This is a genomic window from Micromonospora sp. CPCC 205546 (assembly GCF_036902715.1).
Classification (GTDB): domain Bacteria; phylum Actinomycetota; class Actinomycetes; order Mycobacteriales; family Micromonosporaceae; genus Micromonospora.
In genome coordinates this window covers 12,004-35,931 of record NZ_JBAKHL010000053.1, presented here as the reverse complement: position 1 = coordinate 35,931, position 23,928 = coordinate 12,004, and the positions used below count along the sequence as shown (strand labels likewise).

Below are 23,928 nucleotides of genomic sequence, written 5' to 3'. Positions count from 1 at the left end.
AGCGGCCGACCCGGGTCACCTGGTGAAGGCGTAGGTCATCGGGTAGCGGTAGAGCACGCCCTCGTTGGCCTTGACGCCGCCGACGATGCCGAAGATCAGCGGCACCAGCCAGACGAGCATCGGGACGAAGAACAGCACCCCGCAGGTGATCAGCGTGACCACCCAGCTCAGCACCCCGACGATCGTCCAGGTGAGCTGGAAGTTCAGCGCCGCGACGGCGTGCGCCCGGGCGGTCGGCGACTGCTGCCCCCGGGCCATCAGCGCGATGAGCGGCGCCAACCAGCCGAGCAGGCCGCCGCCGACGATCACGCCGGCCGCGCCGCCGAAGTGGGCGATCAGGGCCCAGTTCTTGTCGTCGTTGCTGGCGTAGCCGCCCGTCGGCGGTGCGTAGCCGCCACCGGCCGGATAGCCGGCCCCGGGCGGGCCGTAGCCGCCGGGCGGGGGATAGTCGCCGGGCGGGCCGTAGCCACCGGGCGGGGGGAAGCCACCGGGCGGGGGGTAGTCGCCGGGCGGAGGGTAGCCGCCCGACGACGGCTGGTCGCCGGTGGGCGGCGGATAGTCACCGGGTGGAGGATGGCTGCCCGGGCCCGGCGCCCCGGACAGTGGTGCGGTGGGGTCGCCGCTGCCGGCGTGGCCGGGAACCCCCGACGGAGCGGTGGGGTCCGGCGGGAAGCCGGGGTCCCCCGCTCCGGGAGGGCGAGGTGGTTCAGTCATGAAGGTCACGGTAGGGGCAGCCGGCAAGGCGGCACCAGCGCGACACCGGTCGGGACGTCCGAAATGACCGCTGCCGGGTGGTGTCGCGCGGTCGCCGATCTGACTGATCGCCCCAGGTCGATCATCGCGCCGGCGGCCCCGCCGACGTAGACTGGCACTCGCTACAGTCGAGTGCCAGCAGCCCGCTCCGGCCCCGTGTGCCGGTGCCGACGTGCGACAGGAGGTGGGGAGGATGGGTCTCGACGACCGCAAGCTCGCCGTGCTGCGCGCGATCGTCGAGGACTACGTCGCCACGCAGGAGCCCGTCGGCAGCAAGGCGCTGGTCGAGCGACACCAACTGGGGGTCTCGCCGGCGACCGTCCGCAACGACATGGCCGTGCTGGAGGAGGAGGGCTACATCCGCCAGCCGCACACCAGCGCCGGCCGGGTGCCCACCGACCGGGGCTACCGGCTCTTCGTGGACCGGCTGTCCCGGGTGAAGCCGCTCAGCCCGGCCGAGCGCCGGGCGATCGAGCGGTTCCTGGTCGGCGCCGTCGACCTCGACGACGTGGTGCACCGCACGGTCCGGCTGTTGGCGCAACTCACCCGGCAGGTCGCCGTCGTGCAGTACCCGAGCCTGGCCCGATCCTCGGTGCGCCACCTGGAGCTCGTGCCGATCTCCACCACCCGGCTGATGCTGGTCATGATCGCCGACACCGGCCGGGTCGAGCAGCGGCTGGTCGAACTGCCCGCGCCGATCCCCGCCGACGACGTCACGGACCTGCGCCGGCTGGTCAACGAGAAGCTGGTCGGCACCCGGCTGTCGGAGACCCCGCCGCTGGTGCAGGCGCTGGTCGAGGAGGCCGTGCCGCACCTGCGTCCGGCCATGACCACCCTCTCCACCGTGCTGCTCGAGACGCTGATCGAGCGGCACGAGGAGCGGATCGCGCTGGCCGGCACGGCCAACCTGACCCGCGGCGGCCTGCTCGACTTCCAGGGCTCCCTGCGCCCCATCCTGGAGGCGCTGGAGGAGGAGGTCGTCATGCTCAAGCTCATCGGCGAGGCGGAGCCGAGCACGACGCGGGTGCTGATCGGCGACGAGAACGAGATCGACAACCTGCGCGCCGCCTCGGTGGTCAGCACCGGCTACGGGCCGGGCGCGACCAGCGTCGGCGGGCTCGGTGTGCTCGGGCCGACCCGGATGGACTACCCCGGCACCATCGCCACGGTGCGGGCCGTGGCACGCTACGTGGGCGAGCTGCTGGCCCAGAACTGACCAGTCAGGGCCGACGGCCGGCTCCGGCCGCCGACCGGCGCAACGCGAGACGAACATGAGGACACGGAACGCAGTGGCCAGGGACTACTACGGCATTCTCGGGGTGAGCCGGGAAGCCTCCGACGACGAGATCAAGCGCGCCTACCGAAAGCTGGCGCGACAGTTCCACCCGGACGTGAATCCGGATCCGGAGGCCCAGGAGAAGTTCAAGGACATCAACGCCGCGTACGAGGTCCTCTCGGACGACCGGAAACGGCAGATCGTCGACCTGGGCGGCGACCCGCTCGCCCCCGGCGGCGGGGGCGCGGGAGGCCCGGGCGGTCCCGGCGGCGCCGGACCGTTCGTCGGCTTCCAGGACATCATGGATGCCTTCTTCGGCGGCGCGGCCGGCGGTTCGCGGGGCCCGCGACCGCGGACCCGGCCCGGCGCCGACGCGATCCTGCGGCTGGAGCTGGACCTGCACGAGACCGCGTTCGGCGTCGAGGCGCCGATCACCGTCGACACCGCCGTGCTCTGCACCACCTGCTCCGGCGCCGGCACGGCGGCCGGCACCCACCTGGCCACCTGCGAGGCGTGCGCCGGCCGGGGCGAGGTGCAGTCCGTGCAGCGCACCTTCCTCGGTCAGGTGGTCTCCGCCCGGCCGTGCACGGTCTGCCAGGGGCACGGCACCACCATCCCGCACCCGTGCCCGACCTGCGCCGGCGACGGCCGCGTCCGCACCCGGCGCTCGCTGACGGTCAAGATCCCGGCCGGTGTCGAGGACGGCATGCGCATCCGGCTCGCCCAGCAGGGCGAGGTCGGCCCGGGCGGCGGCACGGCCGGCGATCTCTACGTGGAGATCCACGAACGGCCGCACGACGTCTACTCCCGCAAGGGCGACGACCTGCACTGCCGGGTCACGGTGCCGATGACCGCGGCGGCCCTCGGCACGCGGCTGACCATCAAGACGCTGGACAGCGAGGAGACGGTCGACGTCAAGGCCGGCACCCAGCCGGGCAGCACGCTGCGGCTGCGCGCCCGGGGCGTGCCGCACCTGCGCGGCACCGGCCGGGGTGACCTCTACGTCCACCTCGACGTGCGCACCCCGACCAAGCTCGACGCCGACCAGGAGAAGATGCTGCGCGACTTCGCCAAGACCCGGGGCGAGGAGGTCGCCGAGCTCAGCAAGCAGGGCGGCTTCTTCTCGCGGATGCGCGACGCCTTCAACGGCCACGCCTGACCCGGCCGCCTGACCGCCCCGGCGCCCGCCGGGCGGCTAGCCTGATCGTCGTGTCCGCGCCGCTGTTCCTGCTCGACCCGCTGCCCGCCGCCGACCGACTGACCCTCGACGGCCCCGAGGGGCACCACGCCGCCACCGTGCAACGGCTGCGCGTCGGCGAGGAGTTGCTGCTCGCCGACGGCCGGGGCGGCACCGCGTCCGCGGTGGTCACGGCCGTCGGCCGGGGCACCCTCGACCTCGAGATCACCTCCCGGGGGTACGTCGACGCGTCCGTCCCACGTCTGGTGGTGGTGCAGGGCATCGCCAAGGGCGACCGGGGCGAGTTGGCCGTGCAGGCGATGACCGAGGTCGGGGTGGACGAGATCGTGCCCTGGGCGGCGTCCCGCTCGGTGGCGCAGTGGCGCGGCGACCGGGGCGTACGGGCGCGGGAGAAGTGGGTGGCGACGGCCCGGGAGGCGGCGAAGCAGGCCCGCCGGTCGTGGCTGCCGGTGGTGGCCGGCGCCCCCGACGAGTCCACCGCGACGGTGGCCCGCCGGATCGCCGGCGCCGCCGCGGCGTTCGTCCTGCACGAGGAGGCGAGTGAGCGGCTGACCACCGTCGAGCTGCCCGCCGCCGGTGAGGTCGTGCTGGTCGTCGGCCCGGAGGGCGGCATCGCCGAGGCCGAGCTGACCGCCTTCACCGAGGCCGGCGCCCGGCCGGTGCGCCTGGGGCCCTCGGTGCTGCGTACGTCCACCGCCGGGGTGGCCGCCCTCAGCGTCCTGGCCACCCGCCTCGGCCACTGGTGACCAAACCCAAACCCACCCACCCCGGGTCGACCCCGCCCCGCCACCCCGGGTCGATCATGCAGTTGTGGTGGGCAGGACGGGCGTTTTCGCGCCTTTCGTCAGGCACCACAACTGCATGATCGCCGAGAACCCGGCGGGGCCGGGGCCGGGGTGGGTGCCGCCGGTCCGGCAGGGTCAGCTGCGCAGGTAGGACGCGCCGTTGAGGTCGACGATGGTGCCGGAGGCCCACTCCGCCTGCGGGGAGGCGAGCCAGTGCACGGCGGCGGCGATCTCCTCGGGGCGGGCCACCCGGTTGAACGGGCTCTGCGCCCGGATGGCGGCGCCCCGCTCCCCACTCAGGTGTCCGGTGGTCATGTCGGTCTCCACGAAGCCCGGGGCGACCGTGGCGATCGTGATGCCGTACGGGGCGAGGGCCACCGCCAGGGACTGCCCCAGCGCGTTCAGCCCCGCCTTGCTCGCCCCGTACGCCGGCTGCTCCGGCTCGCCCCGGAAGGCGCCCCGGGAGGAGACGTTGACGATCCGGCCGCCCCGGTCGCGCATGTGCTGCGCGGCGCACCAGATGACGTTGCCCGCGCCGGTCAGGTTGGTCTCCAGCACCTGCCGCCACTGCGCGCGCCACTGCTCGTAGGAGGCGCCGAAGACCGGGTGCGGGGCGTCCCGCTCGCCGTACACCCCGGCGTTGTTGACCAGCACGTCGAGCCCGCCGAGCAGGCCGGCCGCCTCGTCGACCATCGCCCGTACGGCGTCCGGGTCGGTCAGGTCGGCGCGCACCACCACGTGGCCCTCGCCGGGCAGTTCGGCGCGTAGCCCCTCGGCCAGCTCCGCCGAGTCCCGGTGGTGGATCGCCACCCGGTCGCCGCCGGCCGCGAAAGCGGTCGCCACCGCCCGCCCGATGCCGCGCGAGGCCCCCGTCACCAGTACCGCCCGTGAAGTCACGTCGGCCATCATGCCCGACCGCCCCGGCCCCGCCGCCGGCAAGGGACCCTCGCGTCACCGCGGGCGTCGATCCGGCGCCCTTCCTTACACTGCCCCGATGGGAACCGACTGCCTGTTCTGCCGGATCGTCGCCGGGGAGATCCCGGCCACGATCGTCCGGGAAACCGCCACCACCCTCGCCTTCCGCGACATCGACCCGAAGGCCCCGGTGCACGTGCTGGTCATCCCGAAGGAGCACTACGCCGACGTGGCGACGCTCGCCCAGGGTGACCCGGCGCTGGCCGGGGAGGTGCTCGCCACGGCCGCCGCGGTGGCCGAGGACGAGGGGCTGCTCGGCGACGGCTTCCGGCTGATGTTCAACACCGGCGCGTACGGGGGCCAGGAGGTCTTCCACGTGCACGCGCACGTGCTCGGCGGGGCGCCGCTGGGCCCCATGCTGGCCCGGAACCTCGCGTGACGGCGGTCGACGACCGCCTGTCGCGGCTGGTGCGGACGGTCCAGGCGCAGGCCCGGGTGCCGGCGGTGTCGGCGGCCCTGCACCGGGCCGACCGCCCGCTCTGGACGTGCGCCGTCGGCGGCACCGGCAACGACACCGAGCTGGGACCGGGCACCCGGTTCCGGATCGGGTCGGTCACGAAGACGTTCACCGCCGTGCTGACGCTCCAGTGCCGCGACGACGGCCTGCTCGACCTCGACGACCCGCTGGGCCGGCACCTGGACCTGCCGGCGCACGGCGAGCTGACGGTGCGCCGGCTGCTGTCGCACACCGCCGGCCTGCAACGCGAGCCGTACGGCGACGTCTGGGACACCCTGCGCGCGCCGGACGTCGACGGGCTGGTCGCCGACCTGGCCCGGGCCGAGCGGGTGCTGCCGCCGGGCCGCCGCTACCACTACTCGAACCTGGGCATGGCGCTGCTCGGCCGGCTCGTCGGCCACCTGCGGGGCGGCACCTGGGCGGAGGTGCTGGGCGAGCGGGTGCTGACCCCGCTGGGGCTGGCCGGGACCTCGGTGACGCCCGGGCCGCACGCCGCGACGGGGTTCCTGGTCGACGCGTACTCCGACGAGGCGCACCCCGAGCCGCCCACGGACTTCGGGGCGGTCGGTCCGGCGGCGCAGCTGTGGAGCACCGCCTCCGACATGGCCCGCTGGGCGGCCTTCCTCGCCGACCCGGCGGCGCTGGACCCGGCCGGCGCCGTGCTCGCCCCGGCCACGCTGGACGAGATGCGCTGGCCGGTGACGGTCACCGACGAGACGCTCTGGGCCGGGGGCTTCGGGCTGGGGCTGATCCTCGTGCCGCAGGGCGAGCGGATCATGCACGTCGGGCACGACGGCGCGATGCCTGGATTCCTGGCCGGCGTCTACGGCCGGCGGGGCGGGGAGGGCACCCCCGGCGCGATGGGGGTCGCGGTGCTCGGCTCCTCCGGCACCGCCGGCGATCTCCTCGACCTGCCGCACCGGCTGCTGGCCGCCGCGGTCGAGCACGACCCGGCCGACATCACGCCGTGGCGGCCGGGCCCGCCCGCACCGGAGGGCGTACGCGGGCTGCTCGGTCGCTGGTGGGGGGAGGGTTTCGAGCACGTCTTCTCCTGGCACGACGGGGAGCTGCGGGCCCGGGGCGCCGCCGATCCGGCGGGCAAACCGCCGTCGGTCTTCGTCCCGCTGCCGGACCGGCCGGACGTGTTCCGCACGGTCTCCGGCCGGGAGGCGGGGGAGTTGCTGCGGCTGACCCGGGACGAGCACGGCACGGTGGTCCTGATGCACTGGGCGACCTACCGGTTCACCCGGCACCAGGAGACCTTCGAGCGCTACGACTTCCGAGCCGGTTCCTGACGGGCGCGACCGGTCGGGGCCGAGAACCCGCCCCGTCCGGTCCGCCCCTGCCGGGGACGAGGTGACCGGTCCGCCCGTGCCCTGCGCGCGGAAATGGGCAGGGTGTCACCGCTGTTGGGAAGATAAGATGGCAGTAACGTCAGCGCGCCGCGCCAGCAGGCCCGGCGCCGAGATCGAGAGCAGGTGGCGCAGGGCCCCTCGGCCCGACCTATGACCGGCACCCCACCTCCCGGCCCGCCCCGGGTGCAGACCAGGATCACCGTCCCGGATTCCAAGATCATGGTCAACCTGCTCGGCGCGGGCGACGAGATCCTGCGACTGGTCGAGCGCTCCGTGGACAGCGACGTGCACGTCCGGGGCAACGAGATCACCATCACCGGCGCCCCCGCCGACAACGCCCTCGCCGAGCGGATCTTCAGCGAGCTGCTCGAGCTCATCGAGAAAGGCGAGACCCTGACCACTGACGCCGTCCGGCGTACCGTCGGCATGCTCGAGCAGGGCGGCGCCGAGCGGCCCGCCGAGGTCCTGACGCTCAACATCCTCTCCCGGCGCGGGCGCACCATCCGTCCCAAGACGCTGGGGCAGAAGCGCTACGTCGACGCGATCGACGCGCACACCATCGTCTTCGGCATCGGCCCCGCCGGCACCGGCAAGACCTACCTGGCGATGGCGAAGGCCGTCCAGGCGTTGCAGGCCAAGCAGGTCAACCGGATCATCCTGACCCGGCCGGCGGTCGAGGCGGGGGAGCGGCTGGGCTTCCTGCCCGGCACGCTCAACGAGAAGATCGACCCCTACCTGCGCCCGCTCTACGACGCGCTGCACGACATGCTCGACCCGGAGTCCATCCCCAAGCTGATGGCGGCGGGCACGATCGAGGTCGCGCCGCTGGCGTACATGCGGGGGCGTACGTTGAACGACGCCTTCATCATCCTCGACGAGGCACAGAACACCACGCCCGAGCAGATGAAGATGTTCCTCACCCGGCTCGGCTTCAATTCCAAGATCGTCGTCACCGGTGACGTCACCCAGGTGGACCTCCCCGGCGGCACGACCAGCGGCCTGCGGGTGGTCCGGGAGATCCTGGAGAACGTCGAGGACGTGCACTTCGCCGAGCTCTCCAGCTCCGACGTGGTCCGCCACCGGCTGGTCGGGGAGATCGTCGACGCGTACGCCCGCTGGGACGAGCGGGAGAACCAGCAGGCGCAGGGCGTGCACGCCGTGCCGGGGCGGTCCGCCCAGGGCGGCCGGGCCGGCCGGCGCCGCTAGAGCGAGGGAAGACTGTTGTCCATCGAGATCGCCAACGAGTCGGGTGTCGACGTCGACACCGACGCCGTGCTCGCCGTGGCCCGGCACGCCCTCGACGAGATGGGGGTCAACCCCCTCGCCGAGCTGTCCGTGCTGCTGGTCGACATCGACTACATGACCGAGCTCAACCACCGGTGGATGGGCGGCGACGGCCCGACCGACGTGCTCGCCTTCCCCATGGACGAGGGCAGCGTCGACCACGGGCCCGGCGAGACGTCCGCCGCCGGTGGCGAGCCGGCGCTGCTCGGCGACATCGTGCTCTGCCCCGAGGTGGCGGCCAAGCAGGCGGCCACCGCCGGTCACGCCCCCGCCGACGAGCTGCACCTGCTCACCGTGCACGGCGTGCTGCACCTGCTCGGCTACGACCACGCCGAGCCGGAGGAGGAACGGGAGATGTTCGGCCTGCAGGCGCGGCTGCTGGCGAGCTGGCGGTCGACCCGGTCCCGGTGATGACCACCCCGACACTGGCGGCCGGCGCCGCCGGCCTGCCCGACCTGCAACTGCTGGTCTCCGCGGCCGGCCTGGTGGTGCTGGCCGGTCTGATCGCCATGACCGAGGCGGCGCTCGCCGCCGTCTCGCCCGCCCGCGCCGCCGAGCTGGCCCGCGACGGCGCGCGCGGCGCGCGGACCCTCCAGGCCGTCGCCGGGGACGTGGTCCGCCACCTCAACCTGCTCCTGCTGCTGCGGCTGCTCGCCGAGCTGACCGCCACCACCCTGGTGGCGCTGGTGGCGGTGGACACCTTCGGCGCGGGCTGGCGCGCGGCGCTGGTGACCGCCGGCGCGATGACCGTGATCAGCTTCGTGGTGGTCGGCGTCGGCCCCCGCACCATCGGCCGGCAGCACGCGTACGTGGTCGGTCGCTCCGTCGCCCCGCTGGTCCGCTGGCTGGGGCGGGCGCTCAACCCGCTCGCCTCGCTGCTGATCCTGATCGGCAACGCGGTCACGCCGGGTCGGGGCTTCCGGGAGGGGCCGTTCGCCACCCAGGTGGAGCTGCGTGAGCTGGTCGACCTGGCCGAGCAGCGCGGTGTCGTGGAGCACGGCGAGCGGCAGATGATCCACTCGGTCTTCGCGCTCGGCGACACCATCGCCCGGGAGGTGATGGTGCCGCGTACCGAGATGGTGTGGATCGAGGAGCGCAAGACGCTCTCCCAGGCGTTGGCGCTCTTCCTGCGCTCCGGCTTCTCCCGGATCCCGGTGATCGGCGAGAGCGTCGACGACGTGCTGGGCGTGCTCTACCTCAAGGACCTGATCCGGCGGACCCAGGGCGGCGCCGCGGAGGTCCACCAGCTCCCGGTCGCCGAGCTGATGCGCCCCGCCACCTTCGTGCCGGAGTCCAAGCCGGTCGACGACCTGCTCTCGGAGATGCAGGCCGCCCGCAACCACCTGGTCATCGTCGTCGACGAATACGGCGGCACCGGCGGGCTGGTCACCATCGAGGACATCCTGGAGGAGATCGTCGGAGAGATCACCGACGAGTACGATGTCGAGCGTCCGCCGGTCGAGCACCTCGACGACGGGGCGGTGCGGGTCACCGCGCGGCTCCCGGTGGAGGACCTGGGCGAGCTGTTCGACACCGACCTCCCCACCGACGAGGTGGAGACCGTCGGCGGCCTGCTCGCGCAGTCCCTGGGCCGGGTCCCGATCCCCGGGGCGCAGGCCGAGGTCGCCGGGCTCCGCCTGATCGCCGAGGGCACCACCGGCCGACGCAACCGGATCGACACCGTGCTGGTGAGCCGGGCGGAGTCGACCGACACGCAGAACGGCCCGGGCCGTGGCGAGCACGCCGAGTCCCGGGACGACACGAACCGATCCGAGGAGAGGCAACCCGCCGATGCCTGAGTCACCCGCCGTACCGGCCGCCCGGCCCACCCCGTCCGACCCGGTCGAGTTGAGCGCCGAGGACGGCAAGCTGGTCGTGCTGGCGCGGGGGGCGCGTGGCCGGGTGGGCGCCGTGGAGGGCGCGGCGGTCCGCGACCAGGACGGCCGGACGTACGCCGCGGCAAGCGTCTCGTTGCCCTCGTTGACGATCACCGCGCTCCAGCTCGCGGTGGCCTCGGCGGTGGCGGCCGGCGCGACCCGGCTGGAGGCCGCCGTGGTGGTCACCGAGGCGTCGACGCTGGACGGCGCCGGGCACGCGGCGGTACGCGACCTCGCCGCTGACGCGCCGATCCACGTGGCCGCCCCGGACGGGACCGTCCTGGGCACGGTGGTCGAGTGAGCGATCTCCAGCCGCGCCCCTACCGGGCCGGATTCGCCTGTTTCGTCGGCCGGCCGAACGCCGGCAAGTCGACGCTGACCAACGCGATCGTCGGGCAGAAGATCGCCATCACCTCGAACAAGCCGCAGACGACCAGGCACATCATCCGGGCCGTCCTGCACCGTCCGGAGTCCCAGCTCGTGCTGGTCGACACCCCGGGCCTGCACCGCCCCCGTACGCTGCTCGGCGAGCGCCTCAACGACCTGGTCCGGCAGACCTGGAGCGAGGTCGACGTGATCGGCCTCTGCATCCCGGCGGACGAGCCGATCGGGCGGGGCGACCGGTTCATCACCGGCGAGCTGGCCGAGCTGAAGGCCACCGTGCTGGCGGTGGTCACGAAGACCGACCTGGTGGACCGCAAGCGGCTGGCCGAGCAGCTGCTCGCCGTCAGCGAGCTGGGCGAGTTCGCCGAGGTGGTGCCGGTCAGCGCCGTCTCCGGGCACCAGGTCGACGTCCTGGTCGACGTGATGACCGGCTACCTGCCCGAGTCACCGCAGCTCTACCCGGACGACATGCTCACCGACGACCCGGAGCAGGTGCTGGTCGCCGAGCTGATCCGGGAGGCCGCCCTGGAGGGCGTCCGCGACGAGCTGCCGCACTCCATCGCGGTGGTCGTCGAGGAGATGGTCCCCGAGGGCCGGCTGATGAAGATCTACGCCGATCTCTACGTCGAGCGGCCCAGCCAGAAGGCGATCGTGATCGGCCATCGGGCGAGCCGGCTCAAGCACGTCGGCACCACCGCCCGCCGGCAGATCGAGGAGCTGCTCGGCACCCGGGTCTACCTCGACCTGCACGTGCGGGTGGCGAAGGACTGGCAGCGGGATCCGAAGCAGCTGCGCAAGCTGGGCTTCTGACGCCGGGGCCGGGGCGCGTGCCCCGGCCGCCCGGCGCGTGATCGTTCCCGGCCGTGCGTATGGAAGATGTCACGTTCTGGTGGGGTCTCTTCTGTTTGGCGTGCTCGGCGCGGAGGGTAGGGGGAGGACAGCCCCCGTACCCCCGGACATAGATGCAGGCTGATGCGAAACCGATACCTGGACCTGCTCCGTTTCCTGGCCATCGTTCGAGTCGTCGTCTACCACGTCACCGGCTGGGCCACGCTGACCCTCGTCTTCCCGGCGATGTCGGTGATGTTCGCGCTCGCCGGTTCGCTCATGGCGGCGTCCCTGCACCGCTGGGGGCCGGGGGCGGTCGTCCGCCGGTTGCGGCGCCTGCTGCCGTCGCTCTGGGTCCTCGCCGCCGTCTTCGTGCCCGCCATGCTGCTCACCGGGTTGCCGCTCAGCCCGAAGGTGCTGCTGTGGCTCTTCCCCATCGCCGACCCGCCGGCCAACGGCTGGGGCGCGATCGCGCTCAGCGTGATCTGGTACCTGCGCGACTACCTCTGGTTCGTGCTCGCCTCGCCGGTGGCCCTCTGGCTGTTCCGGCGCGCCCCGGTGCCCACCCTGGTCGCCCCGTACGCCCTGCTCGCGGCGGCGGAACTGGGCCTGCTCCCGGCGCTGCCGGTGGCGCTGCACCAGTTCGGGCTCTACTTCGGAGCCTGGCTGCTCGGCTTCGCCCACCAGGCCGGCATGCTGCGTCGCCTGACCAACCGGGTGCTGGTGCCGGTCGTGCTGACCCTCGCCGCCGTCGGTGCCGCCTGGGTCGTGACCCACCCCGGGCCGCGCGGGTACGACCTGAACGACAACCCTCTCGGCAACGCCCTCTGGTCGGCCGCCTTCGTCCTCGTGCTGCTCGGTCGGGGGCCGGCGAGCACGTCCTGGGTGGACCGCAGCGCCGCCTTCGGCCGCGTGGTGACCGTGTTCAACCGGCGGGCGCTCACCGTCTACCTGTGGCACATGCCGTTCGTGGTGGCGCTCACCCCGCTGGTCGACGTCGTGGGCTGGTCGCATCAGGACCCGCTCGGCCTGGCGATCCGGGTGGTGCTGGTGTTCGCGCTGGTCGCGGCGGTGACCGCCCTGGTCGGCTGGGTGGAGGACGTGGCGGCCCGCCGGCCGCTGGAGCTGGTGCCCGGCCGTGCCCGGCCCGCCCCGGCCGCCGTCCGTGCCGGCGCCCACGGCAGGGCGGGCGCACCGGCCACCGGTCACCCGGTCGCCGCCGGGACGGTCGACGGCCCGGCCACCGGGCGGGCGTCGGTGCCGGCGCCCCGGGCCGCACGGGAGCCGGAGACCGTCGAGATCAGCGCTGGGTGAGCGTCACGTTGCCGCTGCCGGTGGAGAGGTCGAGCACCAGCGTGGCCGACGGGTCGTCGGTGACGCCGAGTTCGGCGTCGCCGCTGTCGGTGCTGGAGCGGACCCGGTACCGGCCCGCCGGTACGACCAGCTCCACGCTCCCGCTGGAGGAGTGCACGCGGGCCGAGGCGGGCGTCGTGAGGTCGACGGTGATGTCCCCGGAGCCGGCCTCGGCGTCCACCCCGCCGTCGAGGCGGTGGCCCGTGATGTCGCCCGAGGAGGTGCGCAGCGTGACCGCGGCCGCGACCTCGTCGACCTCGACGTTGCCGGAGCCGGTCTCCGCGCGTACGGGCCCGCCGGCGCCGGACACCTGGATGTTGCCCGAGCCGGTCTGCGCGCGTACCGGGCCGCTGGAGGCGGTCACCCGGATGTTGCCGGAGCCGAGCCGCATCTCGACCGGGCCCACCCTGCTCAGGTCGACGTCACCGGAGCCGGTCTCGCCCTTCACGCTCACCCCGTCCGGGGCGGTGACCTCGTAGGAGACGCTGCAGCGGGAGCCGCAGTCGGTGTCGAGCACCAGCTCGGTGCCCTTGACCTCGTACGTCGTGCCGGGCTGGCCCCCCTGGTAGCGCACCACCCGCTTGATCCGCACCTCGTCCTGCGCGCCGATGGCGCGCACGGTCACGTCGCCGGCCCCCGGCAGCACCCGGATGCTGCTGATCCGCACCGCCTCGGTGTTGTCGTAGTCGAGCCGGCGGAAGGACAGGTTGTCGCACCCGGCCGAGACGATGAGGGTGGTGGCCGCAGCGAGCGCGGCGACGGTGCGGTGCAGAGCCATGCGAGCACGCTACGAGGCGGGGCGTGCCCCGCGCATCGGGGTTCCGCGCGCGGACACCCCGAGCTGACCCTGATTCCGCACCCCGAGAGAGAATGGTCCGATGGCCGGGTACCGCCGACAGCTCTACCGCGACGACGCGGTGGTCCTGCGCGTGCAGAAGCTCGGCGAGTCCGACCGGATCATCACCCTGCTCACCCGCCGGCACGGCCGGCTGCGCGCGGTGGCCCGGGGCATCCGCCGCACCACCAGCAAGTTCGGCGCCCGGCTGGAGCCGTTCGGGCACGTCGACCTCCAGCTCGCCGGCGACCCGAAGGGCAACCTGGGCAGCTCGCTGCACACGGTCAGCCAGGTCGAGGGGATCGACCTCTACGGCAAGCGGTTCCTCGGCGACTACTCCCGCTACACGGCCGCCAGCGCGATCGCCGAGACCGCCGAGCGGCTCACCCCCGTCGAGCGGGAGCCGTCGCTGCGGCTGTTCCAGCTCACCCTGGGCGCGCTGCGGGCGCTGGCCGAGGGCAGCCACGCCACCACCCTGGTGCTCGACGCCTACCTGTTGCGCGGCATGACGCTGGCAGGGTGGGCGCCGGCGCTGACCGCCTGCGCCGTCTGCGGCACCCCCGGGCGGCACCGGGCGTTCTCCGTACCGGCCGGGGGAGCGGTCTGCCCGGACTGCCGGCCGCCCGGCGCGGCCCATCCCGCCCCGGCCACCGTCGACCTGATGTCCGCGCTCACCACCGGTGACTGGCGGGTCGCCGACGCCGCCGAGAGCGGCGTACGCCGGGAGTGCAGCGGCCTGGTCGCGGCGCACCTGCAGTGGCACCTGGAGCGCGCGCTACGCTCGCTGCCGCTGGTCGACCGGGGCGCCCCGGCGGCCGGCCCGGTCCCGCCGCCGCCCGGCGTCGGCTCCGGTGCGGACGGCGTGAACAGGGGGAAGACCGAGTGATCCGATCGTTGAGGGCCGGGCGTCGTGAGCCGGTGCCGCCGACACCGCACCCGTCGGGCGCCCGACCGCCGGCGCTGCCCGCCGACGCGGTGCCGAAGCACGTCGCCGTGGTGATGGACGGCAACGGCCGGTGGGCCAAGGAGCGCGGACTGCCCCGCACCAAGGGCCACGAGGCGGGCGAGTTCTCCCTCTTCGACACGGTCGAGGGGGCCATCGAGCTGGGCATCCCCTACCTGTCGGCGTACGCCTTCTCCACCGAGAACTGGCGGCGCTCGCCGGACGAGGTCCGGTTCCTGATGGGCTTCAACCGCGACGTGATCCGCCGCCGCCGCGACCAGCTGGTCGACCTGGGGGTGCGGGTGGTCTGGTCCGGTCGCGCCGGCCGGCTCTGGAAGAGCGTCATCTCCGAGTTGCAGACGGCCGAGGAGATGTCCCGGGGCAACTCGACGCTGACCCTCCAGTTCTGCGTCAACTACGGCGGTCAGGCCGAGATCGCCGACGCCGCCGCCGCGATCGCCCGCGACGTGGCGGCGGGCCGGCTGGACCCGGAGAAGGTCAACGAGAAGACCGTCGCGAAGTACCTCTACCACCCGGAGATCCCCGAGGTGGACCTGTTCCTGCGGCCCTCCGGCGAGGAGCGGATCTCGAACTTCCTGCTCTGGCAGACCGCGTACGCCGAGCTGATCTTCCTGGACACGCTCTGGCCCGACTTCGACCGCCGCCACCTCTGGTACGCCTGCGAGCTCTACGCGCAGCGGGACCGGCGCTTCGGCGGCGCGCTGCCCAACCCGGTCGCCCCGCCGCCCGCCTGAGGCTTACCGCCCGGTCGTACGGGGTACCACGGTTCTCAGCAGCCACCGACGGAGGTGAACCCACATGATCCAGAAGCGTATTGCCCAGTGGGCGATGATGGCCGTCGCCGTGCCGTTGGCGGCGGCGGGCGCGCGCCGGCTCAGCCACACCCTGGAGGCCCGCCGCGGCCCGACCGGGGTGAGCCGCCTGCTCACCAAGGGCGCCGACATGCTCCGCCCGCAGAAGGCCAAGCGCCGCCGCTTCTTCTGACCACCCGCCCATCGAGGCCTGACCCGCGAACCTCCGACCCGCTCGCCCGATCATGCAGTCGTGGTGCCCCGCGAAAGCCCCGCACCGGGGCGTTTCGCCCACCGAAAGTGCATGATCGGCTCGTGGGTCGGGGGTCTGCGGGGTCAGGCCTCGATCTCGGTGCGGTCGGTGGGCCAGCGGGTGTGGAAGGTGCCCTCGCGGTCCACGCGCTGGTAGGTGTGCGCCCCGAAGTTGTCCCGCAGCGCCTGGATCAGGGCGGCCGGCAGCCGCTGGGCGCGCAGCGCGTCGAAGTACGCCAGCGACGAGGCGAACGCGGGGACGGGCGCCCCGGCCCGGGCGGCCTCGGCCACCACCCGCCGCCAGCTCGGCACGCCGTCGTTCACGGTGTCCGCGAACCACGGCGCCACCAGCAGCGTCGGCAGGTCCGGCCGCTCGTCGTACGCCTGGCGGATGCGGTCGAGGAAGCGGGCCCGGATGATGCAGCCGCCCCGCCAGATCGTCGCTGTGCCACCGAGGTCGATGCCCCAGTCGTACTCCTGGGAGCCGGCGCGGATGTGGTCGAAACCCTGCGCGTACGCCACGATCTTCGAGGCGAGCAGCGCGCGGCGGACGTCCTCGACGAAGGCGTCGGGGTCCTCGACCCGCCAGGTGGTGCCCGCGTCCGGGAACGCCCGGCGGGCCGCCTCGCGCTGGTCGGCGTGCCCGGACAGCGACCGGGCGAAGGTCGCCTCGGCGATGCCGGTGATGGGGATGCCCAGGTCGAGCGCGCTCTGCACCGTCCAGCGGCCGGTGCCCTTCTGCTCGGCGCGGTCCAGCACGACGTCCACGAACGGCCGCCCGGTGGCGGCGTCGGTGTGCGCGAGCACGTCGGCGGTGATCTCGATCAGGAAGGACTCCAGCTCCCCGGCGTTCCAGCCCCGGAAGATCTCCGCGATCTGCGCCGGCTGCGCGCCCAGGCCGGCCCGCAGCAGGTCGTACGCCTCGGCGATGAGCTGCATGTCGGCGTACTCGATGCCGTTGTGCACCATCTTGACGAAGTGCCCGGCGCCGTCCGGCCCGATGTGCCGGCAGCACGGCACCCCGTCCACCTGGGCGGCGATCCGCTCGAAGATCGGCCCGAGCGTGCGGTACGACTCCGCGGATCCGCCCGGCATGATGCTCGGGCCGCGCAGGGCGCCCTCCTCGCCGCCGGAGACGCCGGTGCCGACGAAGTGCAGGCCGTGCGCCCGCAGCGCCTCCTCGCGGCGGCGGGTGTCGGCGAAGTGCGCGTTGCCGCAGTCCACGACGATGTCGCCGGCGTCGAGCAGCGCGACCAGCTCGTCGAGCACGGCGTCGGTGGGCCCGCCCGCCTTGACCATCACGATGACCGCCCGGGGCCGCTCCAGCGACGCGACGAAGTCGGCCATCGACTCGGCGGGCAGGAACGTCCCCTCGTCCCCGTGCTCCGCCACCAGGCTGCGGGTGCGCTCCGGCGAGCGGTTGTGCACCGCCACCGCGAAGCCGTTGCGGGCCAGGTTGCGGGCCAGGTTCCGGCCCATCACCGCCAGCCCCGTCACGCCGATCCGCGCCGTCGCCCGCCCGGTCATCCGCCCGCCCTCCGCCGTCGAACACCCCGCCGCTGCGACCGTATCGCCGGGCGCGACCGTCCGGAGGCGGGTCGGCCGTTCCGCCACCGCCGATCGTGCCGGTAATTCGGCTGCGCGCGACCGGCCGAGCGGCTAGCGTGTGGGCATGCGCAACTGACGCCCCACCTCCGAGCCGACCCGCCGCTGCTGCCGTGGGTCCGCGTGCTCCCGGGCGTCCGCATTCCGCACCTGCCGCCGAGGCGGTGGTGTTCCTGGTGGTCGATCCCGGGCAGCAGTCCCGATCCCGCCCGACCGTCGCGCGACGGTCACCGAACGAGGCGGGCCCCGTTGACCGGACGTCGTTCCGGCGCGCAGGAGCCCGCAGACCGAGGAGGCACCGGATGCCCGCCAGTCGCAACCCGAAGAAGTCCCGTACCACCGTTCCCACGCCGTCCGCCGTGGACCTGACGCCCGTCAACCTCGACGAGGTGGCGGTCGCGCCGATCGTGCCGGCGCTGCCGGACGCCCGGCCGGCCGCGCCGAAGGCAGGTCCGCCGGTCTCCGGCGCCGGCCGTGCCGGCACGCTGCGCGGCCAGAAGGCCGGGCAGGCCCGCCGGTACGCCTTCCGGCGCAGCTGACGGTGCCGGCCGGGTGGAGCCGCCGTGACCAGTGGCTCCACCCGGCCCGTCCGCCGTAGGGCGTTCCGGCGGTGTTCGGGCAGGGCGGAAGACCTGGGAGGCGCGTGAAGCCGACGAACAACGCCGCCGGAACGGTGATACCTGCGCGGCATAAAAATACCTGTGTGGTATCGGGCGAGCGGACCACACCGGTGCGCCCGGCCGGGGACGCCGCCGCCGACCGGGCCGTCGTCGAGCTCCGGCGCAGCCGGTCACGGCTTACGAGGCAGGCAGACCGCAGTCGCCCGGCCGTCAACTCGGGCGGAGCGGCGGGCGTGGCACCTCGGGCCCTGCGACGTCAGGGGCGGCTCAGCCGATCAACGGGCGGAAGGTGCCGAGCAGCACGCTGACGGTCAGCGCCGCCCCGGCGAGGACCGCCGCGCCGACGATCAGCAGAGTGTCGGCCGCGACGAAGCGCTGTCGCCGGGCGACGGTGCGCGGGACCCCGGCGTCGAAGCCCCGGGCGTCCATCGCCACGGCCAGCCGGGTGCCCCGGCGGATCGCCCCGACCAGCAGCGCGAAGGCCGTCGACACGAACAGCCGCAGCTTGGCCAGCGGGTTGCGACCCGCCTCGACCCCCCGCGCGCGGCGGGCCATGGAGATCATCTGCCACTCCTGTCCGAGCAGTGGCACGAGCCGGAACGCGGCCAGCGCCCCGATCGCGAAGCGGGCCGGCGCCTTCGCGTTCTGGATGAGCGCGTCCGCCAGGTCGGTCGGGTCGGTGGTGGCGAAGACGATCACGCCGGGCAGCGCCACCGCGAACATGCGCAGCACCAGGCCGAGCGCGGTGAGCAGCACCCCGGACGTGACCACCACGGGGCCGGCCTCGACCAGCATTCGGCCGGAGCGCTCGGCCGCGAACAGCACCAGCGTCACCACCACGCCGACCGCGCCGACGAGCAGCGGCCAGGCCCGCCGCGCCAACACCTGCGGGCGTACCCCGAACAGCGGCAGCACGGCGAGTTCGACGGCGATCGCGATGGCCGGGGCCACCGGGTCCAGGGTGGCGATGAGAATGAACGAGAACACCAACGCCGCGACGAGCTTCGCCACCGGGTTGCGCCGGGCCAGCGGCGCCTCCGGCGCGGCGACGGCCTCGAAGCTGATCACGCCCACCACCGGGCGGTGTCGCGGTCCGGGCTGGTCACGGGCGCTCCAGGGTGACGCGACGATCTGCCAGGGCGGCGACGAACTCCGGGTCGTGGGTGACGGCGACCAGGCCGTGCCCCGCGTCGCGCAGCTCGGCGAAGAGGTCCACCAGCTCGAGCCAGGTGCGCCGGTCCTGGCCGAAGGTCGGTTCGTCGCAGACGAGCAGTCGGGGCGCGGTGGCCAGGGCGGTCGCCACGCTCAGCCGCCGCGCCTCCCCGCCGGAGAGGGTGTACGGGTTGGCTGCCGCGAGCTTCGTCAACCGCAGCCGGGACAGCAGGTCGTCGACGGTGGACCGTACCGCCGCCTCGGGCTGGCCGGTGCGGCGCGGGCCGAGGGCCAGCTCGTCGAAGACGGTGTTCGTGACGAACTGGTGCTCCGGGTCCTGGAAGACCGAGCCGATCCGGCGGGCCAGCGCCGGAGCGCGCCAGCGGTGCGGGGGAGTACGCGAGTCGCCGCCGGCCAGTTCCGGCGTCGCCGTGACCCGGCCGGCCCCGGGCCTGAGCAGACCACCGAGCAGCAGGGCGAGGGTCGACTTGCCGGCCCCGTTGGGCCCGAGGACGGCCAGCGCCTCGCCGGCGCGTACGGCCAGGTCGACGGGGGCCAGCCGGGGCGGCAGGCCGAGCCGGTCGGCGGTGAGCAGCACGTCACCGGGCGGCGTGGTCGCGTGGCGGGGCGGTACGGTCCGGCCGGGCACCCAGACGCCCTCGTCGGCGAGCGCGTCGCCGTGCGTGCCGAAGACGGCCTCGGGCGTGCCGTCGGCACGGACGCCGCCGCCGGCTTCGAGCACGACCACCCGGTCGACCAGGGGCAGCGCCTCGGCGACCCGGTGCTCCACCAGGACCAGCGTGGTGTCGGCGTCCAGCGCGCCGGCCACGGCCGTCCGGATCAGTGCCGCGCCGGTCGGGTCGAGGTTGGCGGTGGGCTCGTCGAGCAGCAGCAACCCGGGGCGCAGGGCCAGCACCCCGGCCAGGGCGAGCCGCTGTTGTTCCCCGCCGGAGAGGGCGGCGGTGGGGCGGTCCCGGGGGTACGGGAAGCCGACCCGCATCAGCGCCTCGTCGACGCGGGGCCAGATCTCCCCGGCGGGAGTGCCGCGGTTCTCCAGCCCGAACGCCACGTCGTCGCCGCTGCGGGCCATCACCAGCTGGGTCTGCGGGTCCTGGAAGACGATGCCCACCCGCTCCCGGCCCTTGCGGGGGTCGAGCCCGTCGATCTCGACGGTGCCCTCCTGATCGCCCGAGTCCTCGGGCAGCAGGCCGGCCAGCGCGGCCAGCAGCGTGCTCTTGCCGGCCCCGGAGGGCCCCAGCAGCAGCACCCGCTCGCCGTCGTCGACGCGCAGGTCGACCCCGCGTACGGCCCACGCCCGCCGCCCGGCGTGCCGCCACCCGAACCCCCGCAGCGTCACCGCCCCCACCGCAACCCCTCCCTCCCGGCCCGCCCGCGAGCGTCGATCATGAGGTTGGCGGCAGCCACGGAGATCGACATCGCCGTCAACCTCATGATCAACCTCGATCTCGGTGGTGGGGTGGGGGAGCGGGGGTCAGACGGGGGTGCGGTCGCGGGCGGCGGGGAAGCGGTCCAGGGCGCCCGTGGTGGCCAGGGCACGGGTCAGGGCCCAGCCGCCGGCGCCGGCGACCACGGTGGCGCTGACGACGGTGAGCAGGGCGTAGGGGATCCGGTAGCTGCCCAGCGCGTACTCGCTGTTCCAGACGAAGAAGTCGAACAGCGCCGCGCCGAGGCCGGTCAGCGCGCCGGCGATCAGCGCGGTGGGCAGCCGGAAGGAGCGGTACCGGAACGCGGCGAAGGCCAGTTCGGCGCCGAGCCCCTGGATCAGGCCCTGCACGATGGTGACGCCGCCCCACTCCGAGCCGAGCAGCGCGGAGACCGTCGCCGCCACCGCCTCGCAGAAGAGGGCCGCCCCGGGCTTGCGGATCACCAGGCCGCCGAGGACGGCCGGGACCAGCCACACGCCGTACATGATCGCCTGGCCGGCGGGGAAGAACGCGAACGCCGGGTCGACGGCCCGCCACAGCAGGCCCCACGCCCAGAAGATGACGCCGAAGGCCACCGCGATCACCGCGGCGACGACGACGTCGACCGTACGCCACCGGGTGGCGGTGTTGTTGTCTCGCATGATTGCTCCCAGTCCCGAACGAGAACCAGGAGAAGACGCACGCCGCGCCCGGATGTGCCGGACGTCGACGCGGCTGGAGGTCGACCGAACTCCCTGCGCTGGCATTACCCAGATCAGGTTCGAGGGTCTGCGGGCGGTGCCCGCACTCTCAGCGCTGTGCGCTCCCCTGTCGGATGTGAAGTTGTGGCCCGACGCTAACACCTTTGAAGATCATCGGGCAAAGTGATCTTTGCGCAGCTCACCCCCGCGTTCGATCGACGCCCCGATCCCGGCCCGGTACCCTCGGGCGGCCACTGGGAATCCGGCAGAGGGACACGGACGTGACATCCGAGGCTGAGCGCCGCGCGCCGGACGGGCCGCACCCGGGCGGGGTGGGCGTGGCCGCTCCCGGCGTACGCGGGGAGAAGCCGGCGGCCCCTCGCGACCCGGAGCGGCGGGTCGGGTCCGTGGAGGTCCTCGCCGGCCTGCTGATCCTGCTGGTCGTCTTCCGCGAGCCGCTCGCCCGCGCCCTCGCCGCGCCCCGGTTGCAGACCTGGACCACCGTCTTCGTCTCGGTCATGGTGCAGGCGGTGCCGTTCCTGGTCTTCGGGGTGCTGCTCTCCGCGGTCATCGCCGTCTTCGTGCCCCGGTCGTTCTGGGCCAGGGCGCTGCCGCGTCATCCCGCGCTCGCGGTGCCGGTGGCCAGCGCGGCCGGCGTGGTGCTGCCCGGCTGCGAGTGCGGGGCGGTGCCGATCGCCGGGTCGCTGATCCGGCGCGGGGTCACCCCGGCCGCCGCGTTGGCGTTCCTGCTCGCCGCCCCGGCGATCAACCCGATCGTGCTCACCGCCACCGCGGTGGCCTTCCCCGACGACCCGGCGATGGTCCTCGGCCGGGCCGTCGCGAGCCTGGTCGTCGCGATGGTCATGGGCTGGCTGTGGCTGCGCCTCGGGCGGGCCGACTGGATTCGCCTGCCGCGCCGGCCGGAGCTGGAGGACGGCTCGCGCGGGCGGGCGTTCTGGGGGGCCGTCCGGCACGACGTCACGCACGCCGGCGGCTTCCTGGTGATCGGCGCGGCGGCCGCCGCCACGATCAACGTCGTGGTGCCCGAGCGCTGGTTGCAGACCCTCGCCGACGAGCCGGTGCTCTCGGTGCTCGCGCTGGCCGCGCTCGCGGTGCTGCTCTCCCTCTGCTCCGAGGCGGACGCCTTCGTCGCCGCCTCGCTGTCGCAGTTCTCGCTGACCTCCCGACTGGTATTCCTGGTGGTGGGGCCGATGGTCGACCTGAAGCTCATCTCGATGCAGGCCGGCGTCTTCGGCCGGCGCTTCGCGCTGCGGTTCGCCCCGACCACCTTCGCGGTGGCCGTCGCGGTGGCCGTCGGGACCGGGGCGGTGCTGCTGTGAACCGGCAGGCGCAGGCGGTCGTCCTGCTGCTGCTCGGGGGCGCGGTGGTCCGGGCCAGCCTCACCGACCTGCACCTGCGCTACGTCAAGGAGGGGCTGCGGCCCTTCCTGGTCGCCGCCGGCCTGCTGCTGGTGGCCGCCGCGGTCATGACCCTCTACTACGAGCTGCGCCCGCTCCTGCGGCGCACGCCCGCCGGCGACGAGGCCCAGGACGGCCACGACGGCCACGACGGCGACGATGGGCACGACGGCCACGGGCACCACGAGCCGCGGGTCGGCTGGCTGCTGATCCTGCCCGTGCTGGGGCTGCTGCTGGTCGCCCCGCCGGCCCTGGGCTCGTACGCGGCCGGGCAGGCCGGCACCGCCGTCACCACGCGGCAGCAGCCGTCCGACTACCCGCCGCTGCCCGAGGGCGACCCGGTGCGGGTCGCGGTGCTCGACTACGCCTCCCGGGCGCTGTTCGACCGGGGCACCTCGATCGGCGACCGCCGCGTCCAGCTGACCGGCTTCGTCACCACCGGCCCGGACGGCCGGCCGCTGCTGGCCCGGATGGTGCTCTCCTGCTGCGCCGCCGACGGGCGGCCGGTCAAGCTGGGGCTGACCGGCGCGGCCCCCGACGGGCTCGCCGACGACACCTGGGTCGAGGTGACCGGCCGCTACAGCGACCGCATCGCCCGGGACCCGGTCAACGACGCCGAGATCCCCTACCTGGACGTGGAGTCCTGGCGGCAGGTGCCCGTGCCCCGGCAGCAGTACGAGTGACCCGCGGCCACTCACGAGGCCGGTCCGGGCGGGACCCGTCGACGTGGGCGGGCGGGTCCCCGGCGGACAGGTGCGACGCTGGGTAGGCTCACGATCATGCGGATCGAGGCCCGGGGGTTCACGTTCGACGTCCGCGTCGGCGGACCGGAGGGCGGCACGCCCGTCCTGCTGCTGCACGGCTTCCCCCAGCACGGCGGGGAGTTCGACGACGTGGTGCCCGCGCTGCACGCCGCCGGCCTGCGCACGTACGCGCCGGACCAGCGCGGCTACTCGCCGGGCGCGCGGCCCGAGGCGGTCGAGGCGTACCGGCTGCCGGAGCTGGTCGCCGACGCGGTGGGCCTGCTCGACGCGCTGGGCGTCGACGCGGCGCACCTGGTGGGGCACGACTGGGGCGCGATCGTGGCCTGGGCCGTCGCGGCCCACCACCCCGACCGGGTGCGCACGCTGACCGCGGTCTCCGTACCGCACCCCGGCGCCATGGCGTGGGCGCTGGCCGAGGACGCGGGGCAGAAGGCGCGCTCGGCGTACATGGCGCTGTTCCGCAAGCCGGGCAAGGCGGAGAAGGCGCTGCTGCTGCTGGGCGCGACCGGGCTGCGCCGGATGCTGCACGGGGTCGGCAACGACGCGCGGGTGGCCGCGTACGCGGACCCGATGCGCGAGCCGGGCGCGCTGACCGCCGCCCTGAACTGGTACCGCGCGATGTCCCGCCGGGACCTGGCCGCCACCGGGCCGGTGGCGGTGCCGACCACCTTCGTGTGGAGCGGTCGCGACATCGCGATCGGCCGGACCGCCGCCGAGGCGTGCGCCGAGCACGTGACCGGGGACTACCGCTTCGTCGAGCTGCCCCGGGCGAGCCACTGGATCCCCGACGAGGCGCCCGCCCCGCTGGCCGAGGCGATCCTCGCCCGGGTGCACGACCCGGTCTGACCTTCCCGCGACGCCGGCGTCGACGGACGCC

At 74.3% G+C, this 23,928-nt stretch carries 25 protein-coding genes and 1 riboswitch; of the genes, 18 read left to right on the top strand and 7 right to left on the bottom strand.

Annotated features, from left to right (window positions below):
• Positions 1-15 precede the first annotated feature (15 nt).
• Positions 16-714, bottom strand: coding sequence for a DUF4870 domain-containing protein (locus V6U77_RS22450; protein WP_334608554.1), 699 nt, complete (start codon positions 712-714; stop codon positions 16-18).
• A gap of 232 nt (positions 715-946) precedes the next feature.
• On the opposite strand from V6U77_RS22450, the gene hrcA reads away from it, so the two are divergent.
• The 3 genes from hrcA (at position 947) to V6U77_RS22435 (ending at position 3,973) form a co-directional block, all read left to right on the top strand.
• The gene (gene hrcA / locus V6U77_RS22445) at positions 947-1,969 is read left to right on the top strand and encodes a heat-inducible transcriptional repressor HrcA (protein ID WP_334608553.1); all 1,023 of its coding nucleotides are present in this window, start codon (positions 947-949) and stop codon (positions 1,967-1,969) included.
• Positions 1,970-2,042: 73 nt separating this feature from the next.
• On the top strand, positions 2,043-3,188 hold the full coding sequence (dnaJ, locus tag V6U77_RS22440) for a molecular chaperone DnaJ (RefSeq protein ID WP_334608578.1): 1,146 nt from the start codon (positions 2,043-2,045) through the stop codon (positions 3,186-3,188).
• Between the two features lie 50 nt (positions 3,189-3,238).
• Complete coding sequence (locus tag V6U77_RS22435; RefSeq protein ID WP_334608552.1) at positions 3,239-3,973, top strand: 16S rRNA (uracil(1498)-N(3))-methyltransferase; 735 nt, start codon at positions 3,239-3,241, stop codon at positions 3,971-3,973.
• A gap of 174 nt (positions 3,974-4,147) precedes the next feature.
• Here V6U77_RS22435 and V6U77_RS22430 read toward each other — a convergent pair whose 3' ends face one another.
• Positions 4,148-4,909 carry an SDR family NAD(P)-dependent oxidoreductase gene (locus V6U77_RS22430; RefSeq protein WP_151452820.1) on the bottom strand — a complete coding sequence of 254 codons (762 nt, stop codon included), beginning with the start codon at positions 4,907-4,909 and terminating at the stop codon, positions 4,148-4,150.
• Positions 4,910-5,006: 97 nt separating this feature from the next.
• Between V6U77_RS22430 and V6U77_RS22425 the strand changes: the two genes are divergently transcribed.
• The 8 genes from V6U77_RS22425 (at position 5,007) to V6U77_RS22390 (ending at position 12,486) form a co-directional block, all read left to right on the top strand.
• Entirely contained in the window at positions 5,007-5,366 is a 360-nt protein-coding gene (locus V6U77_RS22425; RefSeq protein ID WP_088998892.1) for a histidine triad nucleotide-binding protein, read from the top strand.
• On the top strand, positions 5,363-6,739 hold the full coding sequence (locus V6U77_RS22420) for a serine hydrolase domain-containing protein (RefSeq protein ID WP_334608550.1): 1,377 nt from the start codon (positions 5,363-5,365) through the stop codon (positions 6,737-6,739). The genes V6U77_RS22425 and V6U77_RS22420 overlap by 4 nt, the downstream gene beginning before the upstream one ends.
• Before the next feature lie 210 nt (positions 6,740-6,949).
• Positions 6,950-8,005, top strand: a complete 1,056-nt coding sequence (locus V6U77_RS22415; RefSeq protein WP_334608549.1) for a PhoH family protein — start codon at positions 6,950-6,952, stop codon at positions 8,003-8,005.
• Between the two features lie 15 nt (positions 8,006-8,020).
• Positions 8,021-8,494 carry an rRNA maturation RNase YbeY gene (gene ybeY / locus V6U77_RS22410; protein ID WP_334608547.1) on the top strand — a complete coding sequence of 158 codons (474 nt, stop codon included), beginning with the start codon at positions 8,021-8,023 and terminating at the stop codon, positions 8,492-8,494.
• A complete protein-coding gene (locus V6U77_RS22405; protein ID WP_334608576.1) occupies positions 8,470-9,882 on the top strand; it encodes a hemolysin family protein in 1,413 nt (470 codons plus the stop codon). Before ybeY ends, V6U77_RS22405 begins: the two co-directional genes overlap by 25 nt.
• Positions 9,875-10,261, top strand: coding sequence for a cytidine deaminase (locus V6U77_RS22400; protein WP_334608546.1), 387 nt, complete (start codon positions 9,875-9,877; stop codon positions 10,259-10,261). Before V6U77_RS22405 ends, V6U77_RS22400 begins: the two co-directional genes overlap by 8 nt.
• Positions 10,258-11,154, top strand: coding sequence for a GTPase Era (gene era / locus V6U77_RS22395; RefSeq protein WP_334608545.1), 897 nt, complete (start codon positions 10,258-10,260; stop codon positions 11,152-11,154). Before V6U77_RS22400 ends, era begins: the two co-directional genes overlap by 4 nt.
• Positions 11,155-11,316: 162 nt before the next feature.
• Entirely contained in the window at positions 11,317-12,486 is a 1,170-nt protein-coding gene (locus V6U77_RS22390; RefSeq protein WP_334608544.1) for an acyltransferase family protein, read from the top strand.
• Here V6U77_RS22390 and V6U77_RS22385 read toward each other — a convergent pair.
• Entirely contained in the window at positions 12,473-13,303 is an 831-nt protein-coding gene (locus V6U77_RS22385; protein ID WP_334608543.1) for a DUF4097 family beta strand repeat-containing protein, read from the bottom strand. The two genes, V6U77_RS22390 and V6U77_RS22385, sit on opposite strands and share 14 nt — an antisense overlap.
• A 100-nt stretch (positions 13,304-13,403) precedes the next feature.
• Between V6U77_RS22385 and recO the strand changes: the two genes are divergently transcribed.
• From recO to V6U77_RS22370, 3 genes are all read left to right on the top strand, one after another.
• Positions 13,404-14,246 (top strand): DNA repair protein RecO, encoded by an 843-nt coding sequence (gene recO, locus V6U77_RS22380; RefSeq protein ID WP_334608541.1) that lies wholly within the window; start codon positions 13,404-13,406, stop codon positions 14,244-14,246.
• Positions 14,247-14,278: 32 nt separating this feature from the next.
• On the top strand, positions 14,279-15,058 hold the full coding sequence (locus V6U77_RS22375; RefSeq protein WP_250102091.1) for an isoprenyl transferase: 780 nt from the start codon (positions 14,279-14,281) through the stop codon (positions 15,056-15,058).
• Positions 15,059-15,122: 64 nt separating this feature from the next.
• Positions 15,123-15,308 (top strand): hypothetical protein, encoded by a 186-nt coding sequence (locus tag V6U77_RS22370; protein ID WP_311413809.1) that lies wholly within the window; start codon positions 15,123-15,125, stop codon positions 15,306-15,308.
• A 143-nt stretch (positions 15,309-15,451) separates the two neighbouring features.
• On the opposite strand, the gene gndA is transcribed toward V6U77_RS22370, so the two are convergent.
• A complete protein-coding gene (gndA, locus tag V6U77_RS22365) occupies positions 15,452-16,894 on the bottom strand; it encodes an NADP-dependent phosphogluconate dehydrogenase (protein WP_334608537.1) in 1,443 nt (480 codons plus the stop codon).
• Positions 16,895-17,274: 380 nt separating this feature from the next.
• On the opposite strand from gndA, the gene V6U77_RS22360 reads away from it, so the two are divergent.
• Positions 17,275-17,511, top strand: coding sequence for a hypothetical protein (locus V6U77_RS22360; protein ID WP_334608535.1), 237 nt, complete (start codon positions 17,275-17,277; stop codon positions 17,509-17,511).
• Between the two features lie 348 nt (positions 17,512-17,859).
• Here V6U77_RS22360 and V6U77_RS22355 read toward each other — a convergent pair whose 3' ends face one another.
• The 3 genes from V6U77_RS22355 to V6U77_RS22345 form a co-directional block, all read right to left on the bottom strand.
• Entirely contained in the window at positions 17,860-18,660 is an 801-nt protein-coding gene (locus V6U77_RS22355) for an energy-coupling factor transporter transmembrane component T family protein (RefSeq protein ID WP_334608533.1), read from the bottom strand.
• 34 nt (positions 18,661-18,694) lie between these two features.
• Positions 18,695-20,110, bottom strand: a complete 1,416-nt coding sequence (locus V6U77_RS22350) for an ABC transporter ATP-binding protein (RefSeq protein ID WP_334608532.1) — start codon at positions 20,108-20,110, stop codon at positions 18,695-18,697.
• A 126-nt stretch (positions 20,111-20,236) separates the two neighbouring features.
• The gene (locus V6U77_RS22345) at positions 20,237-20,830 is read right to left on the bottom strand and encodes an ECF transporter S component (RefSeq protein WP_334608530.1); all 594 of its coding nucleotides are present in this window, start codon (positions 20,828-20,830) and stop codon (positions 20,237-20,239) included.
• Positions 20,831-20,902: 72 nt separating this feature from the next.
• A riboswitch (TPP riboswitch) is annotated at positions 20,903-21,008 on the bottom strand.
• Positions 21,009-21,207: 199 nt separating this feature from the next.
• On the opposite strand from V6U77_RS22345, the gene V6U77_RS22340 reads away from it, so the two are divergent.
• From V6U77_RS22340 to V6U77_RS22330, 3 genes are all read left to right on the top strand, one after another.
• On the top strand, positions 21,208-22,209 hold the full coding sequence (locus V6U77_RS22340; protein WP_334608573.1) for a permease: 1,002 nt from the start codon (positions 21,208-21,210) through the stop codon (positions 22,207-22,209).
• Positions 22,206-22,970: a TIGR03943 family putative permease subunit gene (locus tag V6U77_RS22335; protein WP_334608528.1), complete on the top strand. Its 765-nt coding sequence runs from the start codon at positions 22,206-22,208 to the stop codon at positions 22,968-22,970. The genes V6U77_RS22340 and V6U77_RS22335 overlap by 4 nt, the downstream gene beginning before the upstream one ends.
• Before the next feature lie 96 nt (positions 22,971-23,066).
• A complete protein-coding gene (locus V6U77_RS22330; RefSeq protein WP_334608527.1) occupies positions 23,067-23,897 on the top strand; it encodes an alpha/beta fold hydrolase in 831 nt (276 codons plus the stop codon).
• Positions 23,898-23,928: the final 31 nt, after the last annotated feature.